This is a genomic window from Cedecea sp. Ae19-4 (assembly GCF_059801165.1).
On sequence record NZ_JBCHWG010000001.1, the window covers coordinates 1,202,457 to 1,221,598 of the forward strand.

The window sequence follows — 19,142 nt, forward strand, 5'->3', positions numbered from 1 at the left end:
GGATGGCGACATCAGTCGTCTTCCGGGTCGTCCATCTCAACCGGCGTCTGGTAATCGTCCGGTTTTATCACCAATAAATCACAGCGCAAATGGTCGATAACCTGTTCCGCGGTGTTGCCCAGAAACGCTGCGGAAAGTCCCGTTCGCCCGACGGTGCCGAGTACCACAATCCCGGCCTGAAGATGCTCGGCCAGGTCAGGGATCACCTCTTCCGGCAGGCCTTTCTCGACGTGCGTCATTTTTTCGTCAATGCCGTATTTCTGACGCAGCGCCTTCATGGCCACCAGATGCTGGCCGCGAATGGCGTCGTTATACACGCTCGGGTCAAAATCAGGCAGCTCAATGGCAATGTTGATGGGGGTAACCGGATACGCGCCAATCAGGTGAACTTCGGTGTGGTTGACATCATCCGCCAGCTTCAGCGTCTCTCTCACCAGTTTTTCATTCAGCGCGTTGTGGTAAAGCTCTTCGCTGGCAAGGTTCACCGCCACCAGCGCCTTGCCGCCTTCCGGCCACGGCTGGTCTTTGACCATCCACACCGGGCAGGGGCATTTACGCAGCAAATGCCAGTCGGTTGGAGTGAAAATCACGGCTTCCAGCTTGTCATGCTGGTGCGCCATTTTTAGCAGCAGATCGTGCCCGCCGGCGATCACTTCCTGGATGATGGCTTCGAACGGTCGGTTATGCCACACCACCTTGATATCAATAGGAATACCGGCTTCGATATAGTACTGCGCCTGTTGCTTAATCCAGGCCGTGCGCTGGCTGATAACCCCTTTGCGCATTGCGGTGCGTTCATCGGGGGACAGAAGCGTGGTCATTTCGTAGGAAAAATCATAGATAGGCAGGAAGGCTTTGATCCTGCCGCCAATCCGTTGATGCAAATAAACAGCTCGCCGCAGGGCAGGCTGATCGTCCTGATTAGGATCAATCGCGACTAGCATGTTTTGGTAGTTTGCCATACAGGTCTCCTTACAACTGCTTAACCACAGTCTGTGAAGTAAGATTAACCCATAAGAAAGGAATGAAACAGGTGAAGAGCCCTTGCCGGATCAATAAAAGGGATAAAAGCCGATCCGGCAAAGGGGAGGGTTATCAGGCAACGCTGCGCGACTGGCCCGCGAGGTCGGATAACAGATCGATATTCTCGATAGTGATGTACTTGCCTTTCACCGCCAGCATACCGTTTTTCTGGAAGCGACCCAGCAGGCGGCTGATGGTTTCTACCGTCAGACCCAGGTAGTTACCGATATCGCCACGGGTCATGGTTAGGCGGAACTCACGCGGTGAGAAACCGCGCTGCGCAAAGCGGCGAGAAAGATTGTAGATAAAAGCCGCCAGGCGCTCTTCGGCATTCTTTTTGGACAACAGCAAAATCATGTCCTGATCGCCTTTAATTTCGCCGCTCATCAGGCGCATCATCTGCTGGCGCAGGCTCGGCATTTTACCGGACAAATCGTCGAGCGTTTCAAACGGGATTTCACAAACCATCGACGTTTCGAGTGCCTGAGCAAAGCTCGGGTGATGGCCAGTGCCGATGGCGTCGAAGCCGACCAGGTCGCCCGCGAGGTGGAAACCGGTGATTTGCTCATCGCCTTGCTCGGTAATGGTGTAGCTTTTGATGGTGCCAGAGCGAATAGCGTACAGCGATTTCAGTTCATCACCTGCTTTAAACAGGGTTTGACCCTTTTGAATCGGCTTTTTACGCTCGATGATATTATCAAGCTGATCGAGTTCATGCTCATTAAGCGTGAAGGGAATGCATAATTGACTGATGCTGCAATCCTGGCAATGGATAGCACAACCGCCAGACTGAATTCGTCGAATAATACGCTTTTCAGGGATCATAGATATGCTCGGACCGTAATTGATATTGGTCAATTTTAACATCTTTTTCGCGATCAGGTAAGTCTGGCAGAACGTTATTCGGACAATAATAAAGGGAGGGGGTTAAAAAAGGGTCTTCATCTTGTTGAATTCCCTGAAACATTAAAATGCAGCTACTCTTTTTTGAAATAAATAGCCGCACTTTTGGCACCATCACAGTAATAAATAACCTTCATGGCGCAGCAGCCACTCTTTCCGCGCCACGCCGCCTGCATACCCGGTCATCGTGCCGTTTCGACCAATGACGCGATGGCACGGCACCACAATGCTCACCGGGTTTGAGCCGTTCGCGGCGCCGACAGCGCGAGCGGCCCCGGCGCGGCCTAGCTGTTCTGCCAGTTCGCCATAATGCATCACTCGTCCACAGGGGATATCGCGCAAAGCCTGCCAAACCTGACGCTGGAAATCCGTGCCAGCCGTCGCCGTGGGCAGAGTATCGATCACCGCCAGATCGCCAGAAAAATAGTCACGCAGCTTGTCACTAAGGCCCCCAGGGTTACGGCTGCTGACGCGTTGAAACCCTTGTTTTCCATAGTGAATATTCAACAGCTGCTCCATGCGGTCGCTGTGTTCTTCCCATTCCACGGCCCGAAGCCTGAATTGTTCGTCGCACAAGATCCACAGCGGCCCAAGCGGGGTGTCAATCTTATCTTCCAGTATTGTCAGCACGGTATTACTCCGTTTTTTGTCAGGCCTGAACGAATGCGCGGCCCATTTTGAGGCTGAAAAGATAACATGCCCCCAGCGGCGTCAGCCAGACCTCAAAAGGATTATCACCGCATCTAAATTTCCATGCGAAGACGGAAAATAATGGCCGGAAGTAGAGAAAAAAGTTTGATAACTTCCCTGACTTATCGCCCGAAATAGTTAGCGACTGACCGTCTGATTACGGCGGTGATTATTTCCCCGGTGAAGGGAATAATAATTTCTTTTACGGTTATTTGATTTACTTTTTTTTAACGTAAATGCAAACTTTATATTTTCATTTTAAAGATCCGGTGACATAAATAATTTGCCAACTATTCTGAAATATCTCCCACGGCTGTCCCGTTGAGCCTCAGGCAGGGCGAGGTTATAGTAGCGGCAGCTAACTCAGGAGGATTGACCGTGAACCTTGACGACAAATCGCTGTTTCTTGACGCCATGGAGGATGTCAAACCGCTGAAAAACTGTGCGGACAGCCAGTGGATCAAACCTCAGAAAGAGCACATTGGCGTGAAGCCAGACCCCATCCAACTGGACAACTTTCTCACCACCGACTTTTTGGACATCATTCCCCTCGACACGCCGCTGGAGTACAAGCGAGAGGGTCTGCAGAGCGGCGTCCTGGACAAGCTCCGGCTCGGAAAATACGGCCAGCAGGCAAGTCTTAATCTGCTCCGCCAGCCCGTGGAGCGCTGTCGGCAGATGTTGTTTGCCTACATTATGCAGGCTAAGCAGGATGGCCTGCGTAATGTGCTCATCGTGCACGGCAAAGGACGAGAAGATAAATCCCATGCCAACGTGGTGCGTAGCTTCCTTGGGCGCTGGCTGGCCGAGTTTGACGAAGTGCAGGCTTTTTGCGTGGCGATGCCGCACCACGGCGGAAGCGGGGCCTGCTATGTTGCTTTAAAAAAATCAGAGCAGGCCAAACTGGAAACCTGGGAGAAACACGCCAAACGAAGCCGTTGAGCGGCGGGATGGCGGCGAGCTCCCTCAGGACGGCATTGATTTACGAATCGACGACAGCAGAATTTGCGCAGCCGTTGAGAGCTGAGTGTCCACCCGCGTAAGGATCCCGATAGGTTCCCCGACGCCCGGAATCGGGACAGGAAGCGCGGTCAGCGTGCCCTGGCGCAAATCGTCCTTCACCGCGCCAGAAGGCACAAACCAGACATAGTTGTAGTCGACGGTCAGCTGGCGGGAGAGCGAAGCCGACAGCGTTTCGATGCAGGTTGAAGGCAGCTTGCAGCCCTGTGACGCGAGCAGAGATTCCGCGTTATCGCGTGGCACCGTGCCCTGAGGGGAGACCACCGCGGGCCATTCCATCACCCGGCTAAGGGTAATATTTTCATGCAGCAGTGGGTGGTTAGGGCGAACAACCAGCTTGAGAGACTCAAGGAACAGCAGTTCATAGTTCAGGCCCGTCATTAGCTCAGGATCGGACATGCGCCCGATGCCTAAATCCAGTTCCCCGGACTTCAATCCCGCCAGCAGCATGGTGTTATTCATGGTGCCAACCTGCAGGGTGACGTCGCTCTGCTGCCTATGAAACTCGCCGATCACCGCCGGTAAAATACCCAGCGCGGCGGTAGGCAGCGCGCCAATCCGTATCACATCAGAAGGCCGGTCTTCCCGGCGTACAAACGACTGCCCGGCATGATTCAGGGCATCAAGCACTTTTACCGCATGGGTTAAAAACTGCTCGCCGGTGAGCGTTAGCTGAGCGCCTAACCGCCCGCGTTCGAACAGACGTGTGCCGGTAAGCTGCTCCAGCTCATTGAGGGTTTTGGAGAGCGCCGGCTGGCTCAGGTTAAGAGTTTCAGCCGCGCGACCCAGTGTTCCCTGCTGAGCGACGGCCACGAAAGTATGTAAATGGCGCAAGCGAATGCGCTGACTGAAGAGACCATTTTTTTCCATGAGCAATGTTAAAAACAGTCCGGCTTCGCTGACAAGCCTCGGTGTTGAATTTTGATAACTTCATTGCAAAATATTATTAACATTTTGTTATGGCCAGGCACATAACCACTTTAAATCAGAGAAGATTTTTTCGACAAAAGGGCGCTATTTTGCTGAAAAGTGATGCCGATCTGCAGATTTTAACGCGGCCTGTTTTAGTTAATTTTTTGTTAATTTATACTCTTTATGGCAGGCATTCTGCATAACGCTGCGTTATGTAATGCGCTGAAAAAATTACTTTTTAGGTGCTGCAAAGCAGATCACAAAATGGAAATTCTTCCTGATAAGTGATCCACCAGGTTCTACGCTTTCAGCACTATCCACTGGAGGCATGACATCATGGCGAACACCCTCACGGCCGATGAGATTCGGGACAAATTTTCGCAAGCTATGTCGGCGATGTACCAGCAAGAAGTTCCGCAGTACGGCACGCTGTTAGAACTGGTGGCGGATGTAAACCTGGCCGTGCTGGAACACGATCCTGAGCTGCACCAGCAGCTCGAAAATGCTGACGAGCTGGCAAGGTTAAACGTAGAACGCCACGGCGCGATTCGCGTAGGTAAGGCCGAAGAGCTGGCGGTGCTGAAGCGAATTTTCGCGGTGATGGGCATGCATCCGGTGGGTTACTACGATCTTTCCCAGGCCGGGGTACCGGTACATTCCACCTCTTTCCGCCCGATTGACGACCAGGCGCTGGCACGAAATCCCTTCCGCGTGTTTACCTCTTTATTGCGTCTGGAGCTTATCGACAACCCGACGCTAAGGGCTCGCGCTGCCGCAATCCTCGATAAACGCGACATTTTCACTCCCCGCTGCCGCGAAATGCTCGATCTCCACGACAGGCAGGGCGGATTCAGCGAGGCAGAGGCGAACACCTTTGTGGCCGAAGCGCTGGAAACCTTCCGCTGGCATCAGCATGCCACGGTTGACGCCGACACTTACCGCGCCCTGCACGACGAGCATCGCCTGATTGCCGATGTGGTTTGCTTCCGTGGCTGTCACATTAACCATCTCACGCCGCGCACGCTGGATATCGACCGCGTTCAGGCAATGATGCCGGAGCGGGGCATCTCGCCCAAAGCCATTATTGAAGGCCCACCTCGCCGTGAACGCCCCATTTTGCTGCGTCAGACCAGTTTTAAAGCGCTGGAAGAGCCTATTTTGTTTGCCGGTGAGCACCACGGCACGCACACCGCCCGATTTGGTGAGATTGAGCAGCGCGGCGTGGCGCTGACGCCTAAAGGCCGCGCGCTGTATGATGAATTATTGCTCGAAGCGGGAAACGGCAAGGACAACCTAAGTCATCAGCAGCATTTGCAGGAAGTCTTCAGCCGCTTCCCGGACAGCGATGCGCTGCTTCGTCGCCAGGGGCTGGCCTATTTTCGCTACCGCCTGACGCCGGTGGGCGACATGCATCGCCAGTCCATCAAACCAGGCGACGATCCGCAGTTGTTGATTGAGCGCGGCTGGCTCATCGCCCAGCCTATCATCTATGAAGATTTCCTGCCGGTTAGCGCCGCGGGCATCTTCCAGTCAAATTTAGGCAGCGACGGTGGCCAGCGGCAGCACGGGCACTCCAGCCGCAGCGAGTTCGAAATGGCGCTGGGTGCGGCGGTGGCCGATGAATTCAGCCTTTATCAACAGGCGGAGGATCGCAGCAAACGCCGTTGCGGTTTACTGTAAACGCGTTACCCTGCTGGGATGTCAGCTACAAGGAACAGCAGATGGAACACGTTGTTAACGTCGCTCAGGGTCAACTGAGCGGCGTCCTTCAGGGGGATATTGCGGTGTATCGCGGTATTCCCTTTGCCATGCCTCCCACTGGAAACCTGCGCTGGCGAGCGCCTCAGCCGCCAGAAAACTGGCAAGGTATTCGCGTCGCCGATACCTTCGCTCCGGCCTGTTGGCAAAGCCTGGAATACTGCAAAGCCGTCGGCGGCGGCGATCCGGGCCAGTTTTCAGAAGACTGCCTTTACCTCAATATCTGGACTCCCGCCCGGCGAACGGGCAAACCCTTGCCGGTGATGGTCTGGCTGCACGGGGGCGGCTACACTATTGGAGCCGGTTCTTTACCTCCGTATGATGGCGCCGCGCTGGCCTCGCGGGGCGTGGTGTTAGTGACGGTGAACTACCGGCTTGGGCATCTGGGCTTTTTTGCTCATCCCGCATTGGATGAAGAAAATCCGGCTGGGCCGATCCACAACTTTGCCTTGCTCGATCAGATTGCCGCGCTGAAGTGGGTGCAGGCCAACATCGCTGCTTTTGGCGGAGACGCCAGCAACGTCACGCTGTTTGGCGAGTCAGCAGGCGCCCGCAGCGTGCTTTCTCTGCTGGCATCGCCTTTAGCCAGCGGCCTGTTCCACAAGGGGATTATACAAAGCGCCTACACGCTGCCGGATGTCGATCGCCGTAAAGCGTTGAAGCGCGGCGTGGCGGTGGCAGAACATTTTGGGCTGAAGAATGCGAACGCTGAAGCGCTGCGTTCCCTTCCCGCCAGTGAATTATGGGCGCTGGAAGCCCCGCTAAACATCGGGCCGACGCCCATCAGCGGCGATATTGTTTTGCCTGAACCCATGCTGGACACGTTTTTTGCCGCACGACAGCACCGGATGCCGCTGATGGTGGGCAGCAACAGCGATGAGGCGAGCGTGCTGAGCTACTTCGGGATAGATCCCGCCGGGCAGGTTGCGCTTCTGCGCCGGGAAAAGCGTCTCGGTCTGGGGCTTATCAAATTGCTGTATCCCGGCGTTAAGGGTGACGCTGAGCTGGGCCGTCAGGTGTGCCGGGACATGGCCTTTACCACGCTGGGGTTTGTGGTGATGCAGGCGCAACAGCGCGCAGGCCAGCCCTGCTGGCGGTATTATTTTGACTACGTGGCGGAGGCCGAGCGTGAAACCTACGCCAACGGCACCTGGCACGGCAACGAAGTGGCTTATGTCTTTAACACGCTGCAGCTTTCTCCGCCTGCCAGTGAATACGTGACTGAACGCGACCTGCAGTTTGCCGCTCAGATTGGCGATTATTGGGTCAGCTTCGCCCGCAGCGCCAGGGCGCACAGCAAAGCGTTACCAGGGCCGTTGAGCTGGCCTGCCAGCACCAAAGGGCGGGACCGCACGCTGCGGCTGGGCGTTCATCTGCGGGCGCAGTTTAAGGTCGAAAATCGCTTTATGCGGCTGAGAATGCAGTTATTTAAGCGAGTGATGAAACACCACGTCAGCCTGGACTGAGCAACGCATTGCAAAAGGCCTCCAGCCCGGCGGCGCCTTCGCTGCCGGGCTTCACCGCCAGCCTGTAACTGGCCCCGGTTTTTACGCTCCCGGTAAAAGGCCGCACTAACCGCCCGGTACGAAGATCTTCGGCCACCAGCGTTTCGTCTGCGATGGCTATCCCAAACCCCTGAATAGCGGCGCTGATCGCCAGATCCATGGTGTCGAAATGCTGATTTTTCTGCATCGCCAGCCAAGGCGGTGAAGGGTTCTTTCCAAGCCATAATGACCAGTCGGTACGATCGCGAGTCGGGTGCAAAAAGGTCAGCCGCTCCCAGTTGCTCGTCTCCGGCGGAAGCAACGCCTGACTGATAACCGGCGTCAGACGCTCTTCAAACAGCAGCGCGCCGCTTTTGGCCTGTTGACCAAACACAATGGCGGCATCAAACGGCTCGTTTTTGAAATTGACGCCGTGCTCCACGGTCGTGGTTAACGCAACCTGGATCTCCGGCATACGCTGCTCAAGCTGAATCAGCTTCGGCACCAGCCAGCGCATGGCGCAGGTGGGGGCCTTAAGACGAATAATCTCAGGCTTATGGCAGGCCCGGTCGGCCACGTCCAGCAGCGTGTTGAAGGCGTTCTGGAGATCGGGCAGCAGGGCGCTGCCCTGGGGCGTGAGGCGTAATCCGCGTGCATGGCGCTCAAAAAGCGCGAACCCCAGCCACTGCTCCAGCGCCGCAATTTTACGGCTGACGGCGCCCTGGGTCAGGCAAAGCTCTTTTGCCGCCCGGGTGAGGTTCAGGTGCCTGGCCGTGACCAGAAAAGCATCGAGAGTATTTAGGGGAAAATTACGCCGGGTCATGATGCTCTCCGCTGAGCTATGCATTTTTTGCATGGCTATTATGACAACAATTCGATTGTCGTGGCAATGACGGCGATATTGAATAGTTATGCAAATCGCATCAAGTTCAGGAGCCGCTATGGCCATACAAACCCCGGTACAACAACGTTCAAAATTGCCGGACGTCGGAACCACGATTTTTACGGTGATCGGCCAGCTTTCCGCGCAGCACAAGGCGATAAATCTTTCTCAGGGGGCACCCAACTTCCCCTGCGACCCGAAACTGGTCGCTGGCGTCACCAAAGCCATGCAGGAAGGGCATAACCAGTACGCCCCGATGACCGGTCTGGCGTCCCTGAAACAGCTGATTGCCGACAAAGTGGCGAGCCTTTACGGGGCCGTGTATGACCCTGCAGAGGAGGTGCTGGTCACCGCCAGCGCCAGCGAAGGGCTTTATTCTGCGATCGGCGGTCTGGTACATCCCGGCGATGAAGTTATCTACTTTGAGCCTTCTTTCGACAGCTACGCGCCGATTGTCCGCCTGCAGGGCGCCAAACCGGTGGCGCTCAAGCTGAGTCTGCCTGATTTTACCGTTGACTGGGACGAAGTGCGGACTGCGATTACGCCACGCACGCGGATGATCATCGTGAACACGCCGCATAACCCAAGCGGGCAGGTATTTAGCACCCATGATCTGGAAATGCTGGCGGCGGTAACTCGCGACACCGACATTGTGATCCTGTCTGATGAAGTGTATGAACACATCGTCTTTGACGGCAAAAAGCACCACGGCATGGCGACGCACCCGCAGCTTGCCGAGCGCAGCGTGATTGTGTCGTCGTTCGGTAAAACCTTCCACGTCACGGGCTGGCGGGTCGGGTATTGCCTGGCCCCGGCGGCGCTGATGGATGAGATCTGCAAGGTGCATCAGTTCCTGATGTTCTCCGCCGACACGCCGATGCAGTATGCGTTCGCCGACTATATGAGCGATCCGCAAACTTATCTTTCACTGGCGGCGTTTTATCAGCGCAAGCGTGATTTAATGCAGTCTTTGCTGGCTGATTCACCGTTTGAACTGCTGCCGAGCGGTGGGTCATTCTTCCTGCTGGCCCGCTTCGGGCACTTCAGCGATGAGTCCGACAGCGAGATGGTGAAGCGGTTAATCACTGATTACGGCGTGGCGACCATTCCGCTCTCCGCGTTTTATACCGACGGTACTGACAATAAAATTATCCGGCTCTCATTTGCCAAAGATGAAGCCACACTTCGGGCGGGCGCTGAAGCGCTGTGCCGGGTTAAGCCACGCTGATAAGGGGTCATGATGAAAAAAATGTATGCGTTAAGTTTGCTGCTGGGGCTGTGTTCTTCGTTTTCTGCGCTGGCCGCCGGCGAGCTGCGCTATGGCCTCGAAGCGGAGTATCCCCCGTTTGAAAGCCGCAACAGCGCGGGCGAGCTGGAAGGGTTTGACGTCGAGCTGGGGAAAGCCATTTGCCAGGCGGCCAGCCTGAAATGTACCTGGGTTGAAACGTCGTTTGATTCGCTGATCCCGGGGCTGGTGGCGAAGAAGTTTGACGCCATCAACTCGGCAATGAACATCACCGAGCAGCGTCGTAAAAGCATCGACTTTACCCAGCCAATCTACCGTATTCCGTCTCAGCTGGTGGGCAAAGAAGGCAGCGGCCTTGAAGCCACGGCGGAAGGGCTGAAAGGCAAAACCATCGGCGTGCTCCAGGGCTCCATTCAGGAAACCTATGCCAAAGAGCACTGGGAAAAGCAGGGCGTGAACGTTGTGTCTTACAAAGACCAGAACATGGCCTGGGCTGACTTGCTGAACGGCCGTATTGATGCCTCTCTGGTGATGTCCGCGGCAGGTCAGGCGGGCTTCCTCAGCACGCCGCAGGGCAAGGGCTTTGGCTTTATCGGCAAGCCGGTGAGCGACGACACCATTCTCGGCAGCGGGATTGGTTTTGGTCTGCGTAAAGGTGACGCTGTCACGAAAAAAGAGCTGGATGCGGCCATCGATAAGGTGAAAGCCGACGGCACCGTGACTAAGCTCGCGCAGAAGTTCTTCCCCGGCATCGACGTCAGCGTGAAGTAACGTTGACCAGGGCTCGTCGGCACACAGGCTGACGGGCCTTTAGCGTTTTTTTCGCCAGGCAATGGCGAATTTTTCGGTGATATCTGGTTTCCTGAAAAAAAACTTTCGTTCCTCCCCCAAACGCCTTCTCCGCCCATTGGATTCACTGTGAATTTTGTCTAGAGTGTGCGGTCGTACAGGTAGCAGTCTCTTGCCGCTGTTCTTCCCGTCGGGAGGAACAAAACACATCGACACATAAGGACGATTTCTCAGGCATGAATCGCAGACGTTTTATCCAGGCCTCTATGGCTCTCGCCGCTGCCTGCGGCACGCCAACCCTTGCCACGCTATTCTCCCGAAGCGCCTTTGCTGCCGAATCAGGCATCGCTGACGGGCACTCCACCGCCTTCGATTTTGCGGTGCTTCAGGGCATGGCGCACGACCTGTCGAAAAAACCATGGGGCGGGGCACCGCGCGCGCTGCCCAACACGCTGGCTAACCTGACGCCTCAGGCTTATAACGCCATTCAGTACGACGCCGATCATTCGCTGTGGAACAACATCGAAAACCGCCAGCTTGACGTGCAGTTCTTCCACGTCGGCATGGGGTTCCGCCGCCGCGTCAGAATGTTCTCGCTGGATTCCGCCACCCATCAGGCGCGCGAAATCCACTTCCGCCCGGAATTGTTTAACTACAACAATGCTGGCGTAGACACCAGGCAGCTCGAAGGCCAGACGGATCTCGGCTTTGCCGGCCTGAAAGTCTTCAAGGCACCGGAGCTGGCGCGCCGTGACGTCGTCTCCTTCCTCGGCGCGAGCTATTTCCGTGCCGTAGACAGCACGTACCAGTATGGGCTGTCCGCCCGTGGCCTCGCGGTGGACACCTTCACCGACACGCCGGAAGAGTTCCCGGACTTCACCTCGTTCTGGTTTGAAACGCCGAAAGCCACCGACACGACTTTTGTGGTCTATGCCTTACTCGACAGCCCAAGCGTGACCGGCGCGTACAAATTTATTATCAGCTGTGAAGCCGAGCGCGTGGTGATGGAGGTGGACAATCACCTTTATGCCCGGAAAGACGTCAAACAGCTGGGTATCGCGCCGATGACCAGCATGTTTGCCTGCGGCACCAACGAACGCCGGACCTGCGACACCATTCACCCGCAAATTCATGACTCCGACCGCCTGGCCATGTGGCGCGGTAACGGCGAGTGGATTTGCCGCCCGCTGAATAACCCGCAAAAACTTCAGTTCAACGCCTTTATGGACGAGAACCCGAAAGGCTTTGGCCTGCTGCAGCTGGATCACGACTTTGCCAGCTATCAGGACATCATGGGCTGGTACAACAAGCGTCCAAGCCTGTGGGTAGAGCCGCGTAACAAGTGGGGCAAAGGCACCGTTGGCCTGATGGAAATCCCGACCACCGGCGAAACGCTCGACAATATTGTCTGCTTCTGGCAGCCGGAGAAACCGGTCAAAGCCGGGGACGAATTCGAGTTCAAATATCGCCTCTACTGGAGCGGTTTGCCGCCGGTGACGACGGATCTGGCCCGCGTTTACGCCACCCGCACCGGGATGGGCAGCTTCCCGGAAGGCTGGGCGCCGGGTGAACACTTCCCGGAAAAATGGTCCCGCCGCTTTGCTATCGACTTTATCGGGGGCGATTTGAAAGCCGCCGCGCCGAAGGGGATTGAGCCGGTGATTACTCTCTCCAACGGCGAAGCGAAGCAGATTGAGATCCTCTACGTCGAACCGTTTGACGGCTACCGCATTCTGTTTGACTGGTATCCGACCAACGACGCCACCGACCCGGTCGAGATGCGCATGTTCCTGCGTTGCCAGGGCAAAGCGATCAGTGAAACCTGGCTGTACCAGTATTTCCCACCACCGCCGGACAAACGTAAATACGTTGACGACCGCGAAATGCGTTAATCATCCAGCCCCGCCGCGTAAAAGCCGCGGGGCTTTTTTATGCCCGTTTCACCATCTCGTCCTCTTATTGCATAAATACTCTTTCATAACGAATTTCTATGTATTCACTTTTGGCGGTGTTTTAAATCTCGTGCGTTGCCACAAAAAAGTGACATAAGATAACTGTCACCTTCTAACAAAAGCAGGAGTCACGAGTGGAACAACAGCAGGCCTGGCAGGATGAAGTGATTGCGGTTAATGATGATATCGAACTGCATTCGGTGAACGAGCGGTTCGTGAAGGACGTTTTTGCCCTGGTGCAGCGCAATAAAAGCTGGCTGCAAAAGGCGATGAACTGGCCGCAGTATGTTGTTTCCGAGGACGACACCCGCAAAACGCTGCAGGGGAACTATGTTCTCCACCATAAAGGCTACGCGAAGATGTTTATGATCCTCTATCGCGGCGAGCTGGCGGGCGTCTTTTCCTTTAACCAGATAGTCCCGACCGACAAAACGGCCTACATCGGCTACTGGCTAAGCGAGGATCGGCAGGGCAAGGGGATCATTTCCGCCGTGATTGAGGCCGCGATCGGCAAGTACGCGGGGGAAGGGACGGTGCGTCGGTTTGTCATCAAATGCATCGTCACTAACCAGGCCAGCAACAGGGTGGCCCAACGCAACGGCTTTGCCCTTGAAGGCTGCCTGAGGCAAGCCGAGTTTCTGAACGACGAGTTCCACGATCAGAATATTTACGGGCGCATTGCTGATTAAAAAATGCCATGAAACGGCGTGCGGGTAATTCGCTGTGCGCCGTTAATATCCTTCATGCCGCGAAGATGAATCAGTTCGCCGCCAAAGCCTTCCACCGCCGCCTCATCATAAATCTGCACGTTGTTTTCGATGAGCACGTTACCCATCACTTTCGCCTCGCCATACACCTGTACATTGTTGTCCAGCAGAACCGGGCCGCCGATAAGCGCCGCATTACCGTAAACCTGGACGCGGTGCCTGAGCACGCAATCTCCTTCAATAAGGGCGTTGCCGTAGACTTTAGATGAGTAGCGGATGGTCGGGATCTGGCTGTCGCCGCTGCCGGCAATAATACGTGCGTTACCGGACACCTGCGCGCAATCACAAACCCAGACATTGTTCTCTGCATTGCCTTCAATAACGGCATTATCAAAAATGGCTGAGCGGTGTTCGACAAAGGCGTTGTTCACGCGCGCGTGGCCGTAGATTTGTGCCTGATGGACGATGCGTGAGGCCAGCACCGTGGCGTTCCCGTAGATTTGCAGCCGCATTTCTGTATCTTCGGTCAGCCCCAGCACGGCAATCACCTGGCTCTGCTGCAACACGCGGGCCGAGCCCGAGATAAAGCATTCGCCGCTGATGCGGGAATCCTCGACCAGCACCTTGCCGCCCACTTTTGCGTGATGGCAAATTTCAGACTCGCCGAGGATTTTTGCGTCATCTTCAACCGTCGCACCGTTCCAGATCAGGGCGTCAGGCTCAAGCCAGCAGGTTCCCTCGTGGCTCAGGTTCGCTTCTTCCTCAATCCAGCCGCCGCCTTGCCCGGCCACGACGTTGCCAAAAGCGCAAAGCGCCTCAATTTGCCAGAGTCGAACTTGCCGCTGTTCGCCATCATGCTGATAATCATGAAGCCGCGAAACATCGGTGATCCGGTATTTTTTCATGGTGATTTCTCGCTGTGCACTGCTGATAAACGTAGCAGGTAATTCACCGGCGTAGCGTTTGGCGGCGTAATCGCATAAAATGTATTTAAAATACATTTTAAAAAATAAACAAAATGAATAAACCAATCCCCGGTAGCTTTATCAATCTCCCCGCAGGCTACTTTGGCATGGTGCTGGGCACCATCGGCATGGGGTTTGCCTGGCGCTATGCCGCCACGATTTGGCCGGTGCCGTCGGTTGTTGGTGAGACTCTTGTGGCGCTTGCCGCCGGTATCTGGCTGCTGCTGGCGTTAGCATTCCTGACGCGGCTGGTGCGCTACCCGCACAGCGTGATTGCAGAGATTTATCACCCTTTAATGAGTAGCTTCGTGAGTCTGTTCCCGGCGACGACCATGCTGGTGGCCATCGGCGTAGCCCCTTATCTGCGCCCGCTCGCTGCAGTGATGTTTGGCTTTGGCGCCGTGGTGCAGCTTTGTTATGCCGCCTGGCAGTCCGCCGGATTATGGCGAGGTACGCACCCGCAGGATGCCACGACGCCGGGGCTGTATTTGCCCACCGTCGCCAATAATTTTATCAGCGCGATGGCCTGCGGCGCGTTGGGTTATCACGACCTGGGGATCTTGTTCCTTGGGGCCGGTGTTTTTTCCTGGCTCAGCCTGGAACCGGCGATTTTGCACCGTATGCGCAGCGCCGGGGAACTGCCCACGCCGGTACGCACCTCGCTGGGCATTCAGCTTGCCCCTGCGCTGGTGGCCTGTAGCGCTTACCTTGCCGTGAACGGCGGCGTGACGGATTTCTTTGCCAAAATGCTGTTTGGTTACGGCCTGCTGCAATTGCTCTTCATGCTGCGCTTAATGCCCTGGTACCTGGCGCAGCCGTTCAATGCCTCCTTCTGGAGTTTCTCATTCGGTATTTCTGCACTGGCAACCACGGCGCTCCATCTGAGCGCGGGCAGTGGGGACGGGCTGTTTCACGTCATTGCCGTGCCGCTGTTTATTTTTACTAATGTGATTATCGGCCTGCTGCTGTCACGTACTTTTATCCTGCTGATGCAGGGGAAATTGATTTTGCGCACCGCGCGGCCTGAAAATAAGGATCTGTCATGACCGAGAAGTCTGAAAGCTACTACAGCGAAAAATACGGCTTAACTGCCACACATTCTGACGTGCTGAACGCCGTGAAGTACGTTGCCCCCGGTAAAACGCTGGATCTTGGCTGCGGCGGCGGGCGCAACAGCCTGTACCTGAACCAGAAAGGGTTCGACGTTACCGCCTGGGATAAAAACCCGATGAGCATTGCCAGGCTGAATCAGATTATCGAGACGGAAGGGCTGAAAGATATTGCCACCGCCGAGGTTGACCTGAACCAACTGAGCTTTGACGGCGAGTACGATTTTATTCTCTCCACCGTGGTGATGATGTTCCTCGAGCGCAGCACGATCCCAGGACTTATCGCCAATATGCAGCGCTGCACCAAACCCGGCGGCTACAACCTGATTGTGGCGGCCATGGATACCGAGGATTTTCCGTGCACGGTCGGTTTCCCGTTTGCCTTTAAAGAGGGTGAACTGCGGAACTACTATGAAGGTTGGGAACTGATTAAATACAACGAAGATGTGGGGCAGTTGCACAAGACTGATGAGCACGGCAACCGCATCAAGCTGCGTTTTGCCACGATGCTGGCACGTAAGAAGTAAAAATTAACCCTCACCCCGGCGCTCTCCCTGAAAGGGGGAGCGCTAAATCAGAGCTATACAATAAAATTGTGCTGTTTCTTTCACCGCAAATCGCGGGAGTGAAGCTAAGTGGGATTTCTGTCCTGATACCCCCTCCCTTAGGGGAGAGGATTAGGGTGAGGGGCAAACTACTTCGCCGCCAGCAGGCAAAGCTTCAGCGCCACATTGTAAGACGCCTCAAACGCCCGCAGCGGTAAAAACTCAAAGCGAGAATGGAAATTGTGCGCGCCGGTAAAGAAGTTCGGCGTCAGCAAGCCTTTAGCCGACAGCGCCGCGCCATCCGTGCCGCCGCGCATGGGGATCACCTTCGGCTCAATCCCCAGCTCATCCAGAGCGGCAAAAATCAAATCAATGGCCCGGCGGTCATCGGTAATGGCGTTACTGATGTTGCTGTAGGTATCGCTGAGGCTGAACTCCACGCGTGCGGTCGGGTACAGCGCGGCAATCTTCTGCGCCACTTCGCCAATTTGCTGTTTGCGGCGTTCAAAGTTGGCCAAATCGAAGTCGCGAATATTGGCCTTCAGCAGCGCTTCGCTTTGTGAAGCCTGCATCCCGTTAAACCAGACATAGCCTTCGCGCCCTTCGGTGTGTTCAGGCGTTTGTTGGCGGTCAAAATGGCTAATGTAGTCCATCGCCATCAGCAGCGGGTTAACCAGTACGCCTTTGGAGGACATCGGATGGCTGGTCACGCCGGTGAATTTCAGCTCCGCGTGGGCGGCGTTGAAGTTTTCATACACCACTTCGCCCAGCTCGCAGCAGTCAATGGTCCACGCGAAGTCCACGTCAAAACGTGCCAAATCCAGCGCTTTGGCGCCACACAGGCCAATTTCTTCATCCGGGACGAAGGCCACCACGATGTCACCGTGCCGGTGCTCTGGCGTCAGGTTTTCCAGCAGCGTCATCACCACCGTGACGGCGGCTTTGTTGTCCGCGCCCAGCACGCTGGTACCGTCGCTGAAGATAATCTCTTCGCCAGGATAGGCGTTGATTTCCGGGTGCTCCGCCGTGCGCAGCCAGATGTTCTCTTTGGCGTTCAGGCATAAATCTTCGCCGGTGAAGCGCAGGATCTGCGGATGAATGTCCGGGGAAAGGCCAACGTCAACGGTATCAATGTGCGTAATAAACCCCACACGCGGTGCGCCAGCGACGTTGCCTTTCTTCACGGCGGTTACCGTGGCGTGCTCATCAATCACAATATTTTCAAGGCCCAGAGTGCGCAGTTCTTCCGCGAGCAGGCGGGCCATTTCGTGTTGTCCTGGGGTACTGGGCAAGCTGCTGACGCGCGGATCGCTTTGGCTGGTCACCGCCAGATAACGAAAGAAGCGCCGGGTGAGCTGCTCGCTGAGCGACGAAGACATAGTGTTTCCTTATTGTTCGATGTTGTTTGTTGGCAATGTAAATTTAATGTTATTTATTAAGGCGCTTTGCACAAGCTTTATTCATTCAGGGTCAGGACAAACACCACAGGAAGACAGCGATGAAAACAAAGATTACAACGCTTGCACTTGCCGTAGCGGCGCTCTCCATCAGTACCAGCGTGGCGGCCAGCACGCTGGTTTATTGCTCCGAAGGCTCACCGGAAAACTTCAACCCGCAGCTTTACACCTCGGGCACCAGCGTGGATGCCAGCGCGGTGCCGGTTTATAACCGGTTGGTAGATTTTAAAGTCGGCACCACGGAACTGCAGCCCAGCCTGGCGGAGAGCTGGGACGTCAGCGAGGACGGCAAAGTCTATACCTTCCATCTGCGTAAAGGCGTTAAGTTTCAGAGCAACAAATACTTTAAGCCCACCAGAGACTTCAACGCGGACGATGTCATTTTCTCGTTTATGCGCCAGAAAGATCCTAAGCATCCGTACCACAACGTTTCCAACGGCAATTACTCCAACTTTGAAAGCCTGGAGTTTGGCAAGCTGATCACAGCGATTGATAAAGTGGATGACAACACCGTGCGCTTCACGCTGGCGCACCCGGAAGCGCCGTTTGTCGCGGATTTAGGCTGGTATTTTGCCTCGATTCTCTCTGCCGAATACGCCGATGTCATGATGAAGGCCGGCACGCCGGAACGCGTCGATTCCGACCCCATCGGCACCGGGCCGTTTGAGCTGAAGCAGTACCAGAAAGATTCCCGCATTCTCTATACCGCTTTCCCTGATTACTGGCAGGGCAAATCAAAAATCGACCGTTTAGTGTTCTCGATCACGCCGGATGCGTCGATCCGCTACGCCAAACTTGAGAAAAATGAATGCCAGGTTATGCCGTTCCCGAACCCGGCGGATTTGCCGCGCATGAAGGAAAACAAAGACATCACGCTGATGCAAAAAGCGGGTCTGAATACTGGTTTTCTGGCATTTAACACCCAGAAACCGCCGCTCGATAACGTGAAAGTGCGCCAGGCGCTGGCAATGGCGATTAACAAACCGGCCATTATCGAAGCGGTGTTCCACGGCACGGGCATCGAGGCAAAAAACCTACTGCCGCCGGGCGTGTGGAGCGCGGACGATAAGCTCAAGGATTACGATTACGATCCTGAAAAAGCAAAGGCGCTGCTCAAAGAAGCCGGGTTTGCCAACGGCATGAGCATTGACCTGTGGGCAATGCCGGTTCAGCGTCCGTATAACCCGAACGCTAAACGTATGGCAGAGATGATTCAGGCCGACTGGGCGAAAGTTGGCGTGACGGCGAAAATTGTCACCTACGAATGGGGCGAATACCTCAAGCGAGTGAAGGGCGGTGAGCACCAGGCGGCGCTGATGGGCTGGACGACGGCCACCGGCGACCCGGACAACTTCTTCGGGCCGCTGTTTACCTGCACGTCGGCCAACGGTGGGTCTAACTCATCCAAATGGTGCTATCAGCCGTTTGATAAACTGATTCTCGAAGCCCGTGCCGAGGGGAACCACGATAAGCGAGTTGAGCTCTACAAAGAAGCGCAGCAAATGATGCACGACCAGATGCCTGCGGTGATGATTGCCCACTCCACGATTTTCGAGCCGGTGCGTAAAGAGGTGACCGGGTATGAAATTGATCCGTTCGGGAAGCATATCTTTTATCAGGTGGATGTGAAGAAGTAACTGGACGGAAGGTCCCTCTCCCAGAGGGAGAGGGAATAAAGAAGATTACATGTTGTTTTTCC

17 protein-coding genes are annotated in these 19,142 nt (G+C 55.5%); 10 read left to right on the forward strand and 7 right to left on the reverse strand.

The annotated features are described in order from the left end of the window. Window positions 1-11: 11 nt before the first annotated feature. The 3 genes from uspE to ogt all read right to left on the reverse strand — a co-directional run bounded on the left by uspE (window position 12) and on the right by ogt (window position 2,556). A complete protein-coding gene (uspE, locus tag AAIE02_RS05760) occupies window positions 12-962 on the reverse strand; it encodes a universal stress protein UspE (protein ID WP_008456376.1) in 951 nt (316 codons plus the stop codon). Between the two features lie 133 nt (window positions 963-1,095). Further along, entirely contained in the window at window positions 1,096-1,848 is a 753-nt protein-coding gene (fnr, locus tag AAIE02_RS05765; RefSeq protein WP_008456375.1) for a fumarate/nitrate reduction transcriptional regulator Fnr, read from the reverse strand. A gap of 192 nt (window positions 1,849-2,040) precedes the next feature. After that, window positions 2,041-2,556: a methylated-DNA--[protein]-cysteine S-methyltransferase gene (ogt, locus tag AAIE02_RS05770; RefSeq protein ID WP_498532142.1), complete on the reverse strand. Its 516-nt coding sequence runs from the start codon at window positions 2,554-2,556 to the stop codon at window positions 2,041-2,043. A 438-nt stretch (window positions 2,557-2,994) separates the two neighbouring features. On the opposite strand from ogt, the gene smrA reads away from it, so the two are divergent. Then, window positions 2,995-3,558, forward strand: a complete 564-nt coding sequence (gene smrA / locus AAIE02_RS05775) for a DNA endonuclease SmrA (protein WP_008456373.1) — start codon at window positions 2,995-2,997, stop codon at window positions 3,556-3,558. A 24-nt stretch (window positions 3,559-3,582) separates the two neighbouring features. On the opposite strand, the gene AAIE02_RS05780 is transcribed toward smrA, so the two are convergent. After that, window positions 3,583-4,506 (reverse strand): LysR substrate-binding domain-containing protein, encoded by a 924-nt coding sequence (locus tag AAIE02_RS05780; protein ID WP_039302512.1) that lies wholly within the window; start codon window positions 4,504-4,506, stop codon window positions 3,583-3,585. Window positions 4,507-4,884: 378 nt separating this feature from the next. Between AAIE02_RS05780 and hglS the strand changes: the two genes are divergently transcribed. Beyond that, window positions 4,885-6,228 carry a 2-oxoadipate dioxygenase/decarboxylase HglS gene (gene hglS / locus AAIE02_RS05785; protein ID WP_498532143.1) on the forward strand — a complete coding sequence of 448 codons (1,344 nt, stop codon included), beginning with the start codon at window positions 4,885-4,887 and terminating at the stop codon, window positions 6,226-6,228. A 41-nt stretch (window positions 6,229-6,269) separates the two neighbouring features. Further along, on the forward strand, window positions 6,270-7,772 hold the full coding sequence (locus tag AAIE02_RS05790) for a carboxylesterase/lipase family protein (RefSeq protein WP_498532144.1): 1,503 nt from the start codon (window positions 6,270-6,272) through the stop codon (window positions 7,770-7,772). Here the strand turns inward: AAIE02_RS05790 and AAIE02_RS05795 are convergent. Beyond that, on the reverse strand, window positions 7,759-8,613 hold the full coding sequence (locus tag AAIE02_RS05795) for a LysR family transcriptional regulator (protein ID WP_498532145.1): 855 nt from the start codon (window positions 8,611-8,613) through the stop codon (window positions 7,759-7,761). The two genes, AAIE02_RS05790 and AAIE02_RS05795, sit on opposite strands and share 14 nt — an antisense overlap. A gap of 118 nt (window positions 8,614-8,731) precedes the next feature. Here AAIE02_RS05795 and AAIE02_RS05800 point away from each other — a divergent pair, with 118 nt between their 5' ends. The 4 genes from AAIE02_RS05800 to rimL all read left to right on the forward strand — a co-directional run bounded on the left by AAIE02_RS05800 (window position 8,732) and on the right by rimL (window position 13,349). Beyond that, the gene (locus AAIE02_RS05800; protein ID WP_498532146.1) at window positions 8,732-9,901 is read left to right on the forward strand and encodes a pyridoxal phosphate-dependent aminotransferase; all 1,170 of its coding nucleotides are present in this window, start codon (window positions 8,732-8,734) and stop codon (window positions 9,899-9,901) included. A 12-nt stretch (window positions 9,902-9,913) separates the two neighbouring features. Continuing rightward, window positions 9,914-10,690 carry a transporter substrate-binding domain-containing protein gene (locus AAIE02_RS05805; RefSeq protein WP_166994236.1) on the forward strand — a complete coding sequence of 259 codons (777 nt, stop codon included), beginning with the start codon at window positions 9,914-9,916 and terminating at the stop codon, window positions 10,688-10,690. A gap of 254 nt (window positions 10,691-10,944) precedes the next feature. Further along, entirely contained in the window at window positions 10,945-12,600 is a 1,656-nt protein-coding gene (locus AAIE02_RS05810; RefSeq protein ID WP_166874622.1) for a glucan biosynthesis protein D, read from the forward strand. A 194-nt stretch (window positions 12,601-12,794) separates the two neighbouring features. Beyond that, the gene (gene rimL, locus AAIE02_RS05815) at window positions 12,795-13,349 is read left to right on the forward strand and encodes a 50S ribosomal protein L7/L12-serine acetyltransferase (protein ID WP_008456362.1); all 555 of its coding nucleotides are present in this window, start codon (window positions 12,795-12,797) and stop codon (window positions 13,347-13,349) included. Here rimL and ydcK read toward each other — a convergent pair. Beyond that, complete coding sequence (gene ydcK / locus AAIE02_RS05820; protein WP_205246493.1) at window positions 13,346-14,272, reverse strand: YdcK family protein; 927 nt, start codon at window positions 14,270-14,272, stop codon at window positions 13,346-13,348. The genes rimL and ydcK overlap by 4 nt on opposite strands. A 113-nt stretch (window positions 14,273-14,385) precedes the next feature. Here ydcK and tehA point away from each other — a divergent pair, with 113 nt between their 5' ends. Both tehA and tehB read left to right on the forward strand, forming a co-directional pair. Further along, the gene (gene tehA / locus AAIE02_RS05825; protein ID WP_498532147.1) at window positions 14,386-15,378 is read left to right on the forward strand and encodes a dicarboxylate transporter/tellurite-resistance protein TehA; all 993 of its coding nucleotides are present in this window, start codon (window positions 14,386-14,388) and stop codon (window positions 15,376-15,378) included. Further along, entirely contained in the window at window positions 15,375-15,968 is a 594-nt protein-coding gene (gene tehB / locus AAIE02_RS05830) for a tellurite resistance methyltransferase TehB (protein WP_498532148.1), read from the forward strand. The genes tehA and tehB overlap by 4 nt, the downstream gene beginning before the upstream one ends. Window positions 15,969-16,135: 167 nt before the next feature. Here the strand turns inward: tehB and pepT are convergent, their stop codons facing one another. Further along, the gene (gene pepT / locus AAIE02_RS05835; RefSeq protein ID WP_336982700.1) at window positions 16,136-17,365 is read right to left on the reverse strand and encodes a peptidase T; all 1,230 of its coding nucleotides are present in this window, start codon (window positions 17,363-17,365) and stop codon (window positions 16,136-16,138) included. A 119-nt stretch (window positions 17,366-17,484) separates the two neighbouring features. Between pepT and AAIE02_RS05840 the strand changes: the two genes are divergently transcribed. After that, window positions 17,485-19,080: an ABC transporter substrate-binding protein gene (locus tag AAIE02_RS05840; RefSeq protein WP_172741887.1), complete on the forward strand. Its 1,596-nt coding sequence runs from the start codon at window positions 17,485-17,487 to the stop codon at window positions 19,078-19,080. Window positions 19,081-19,142: the final 62 nt, after the last annotated feature.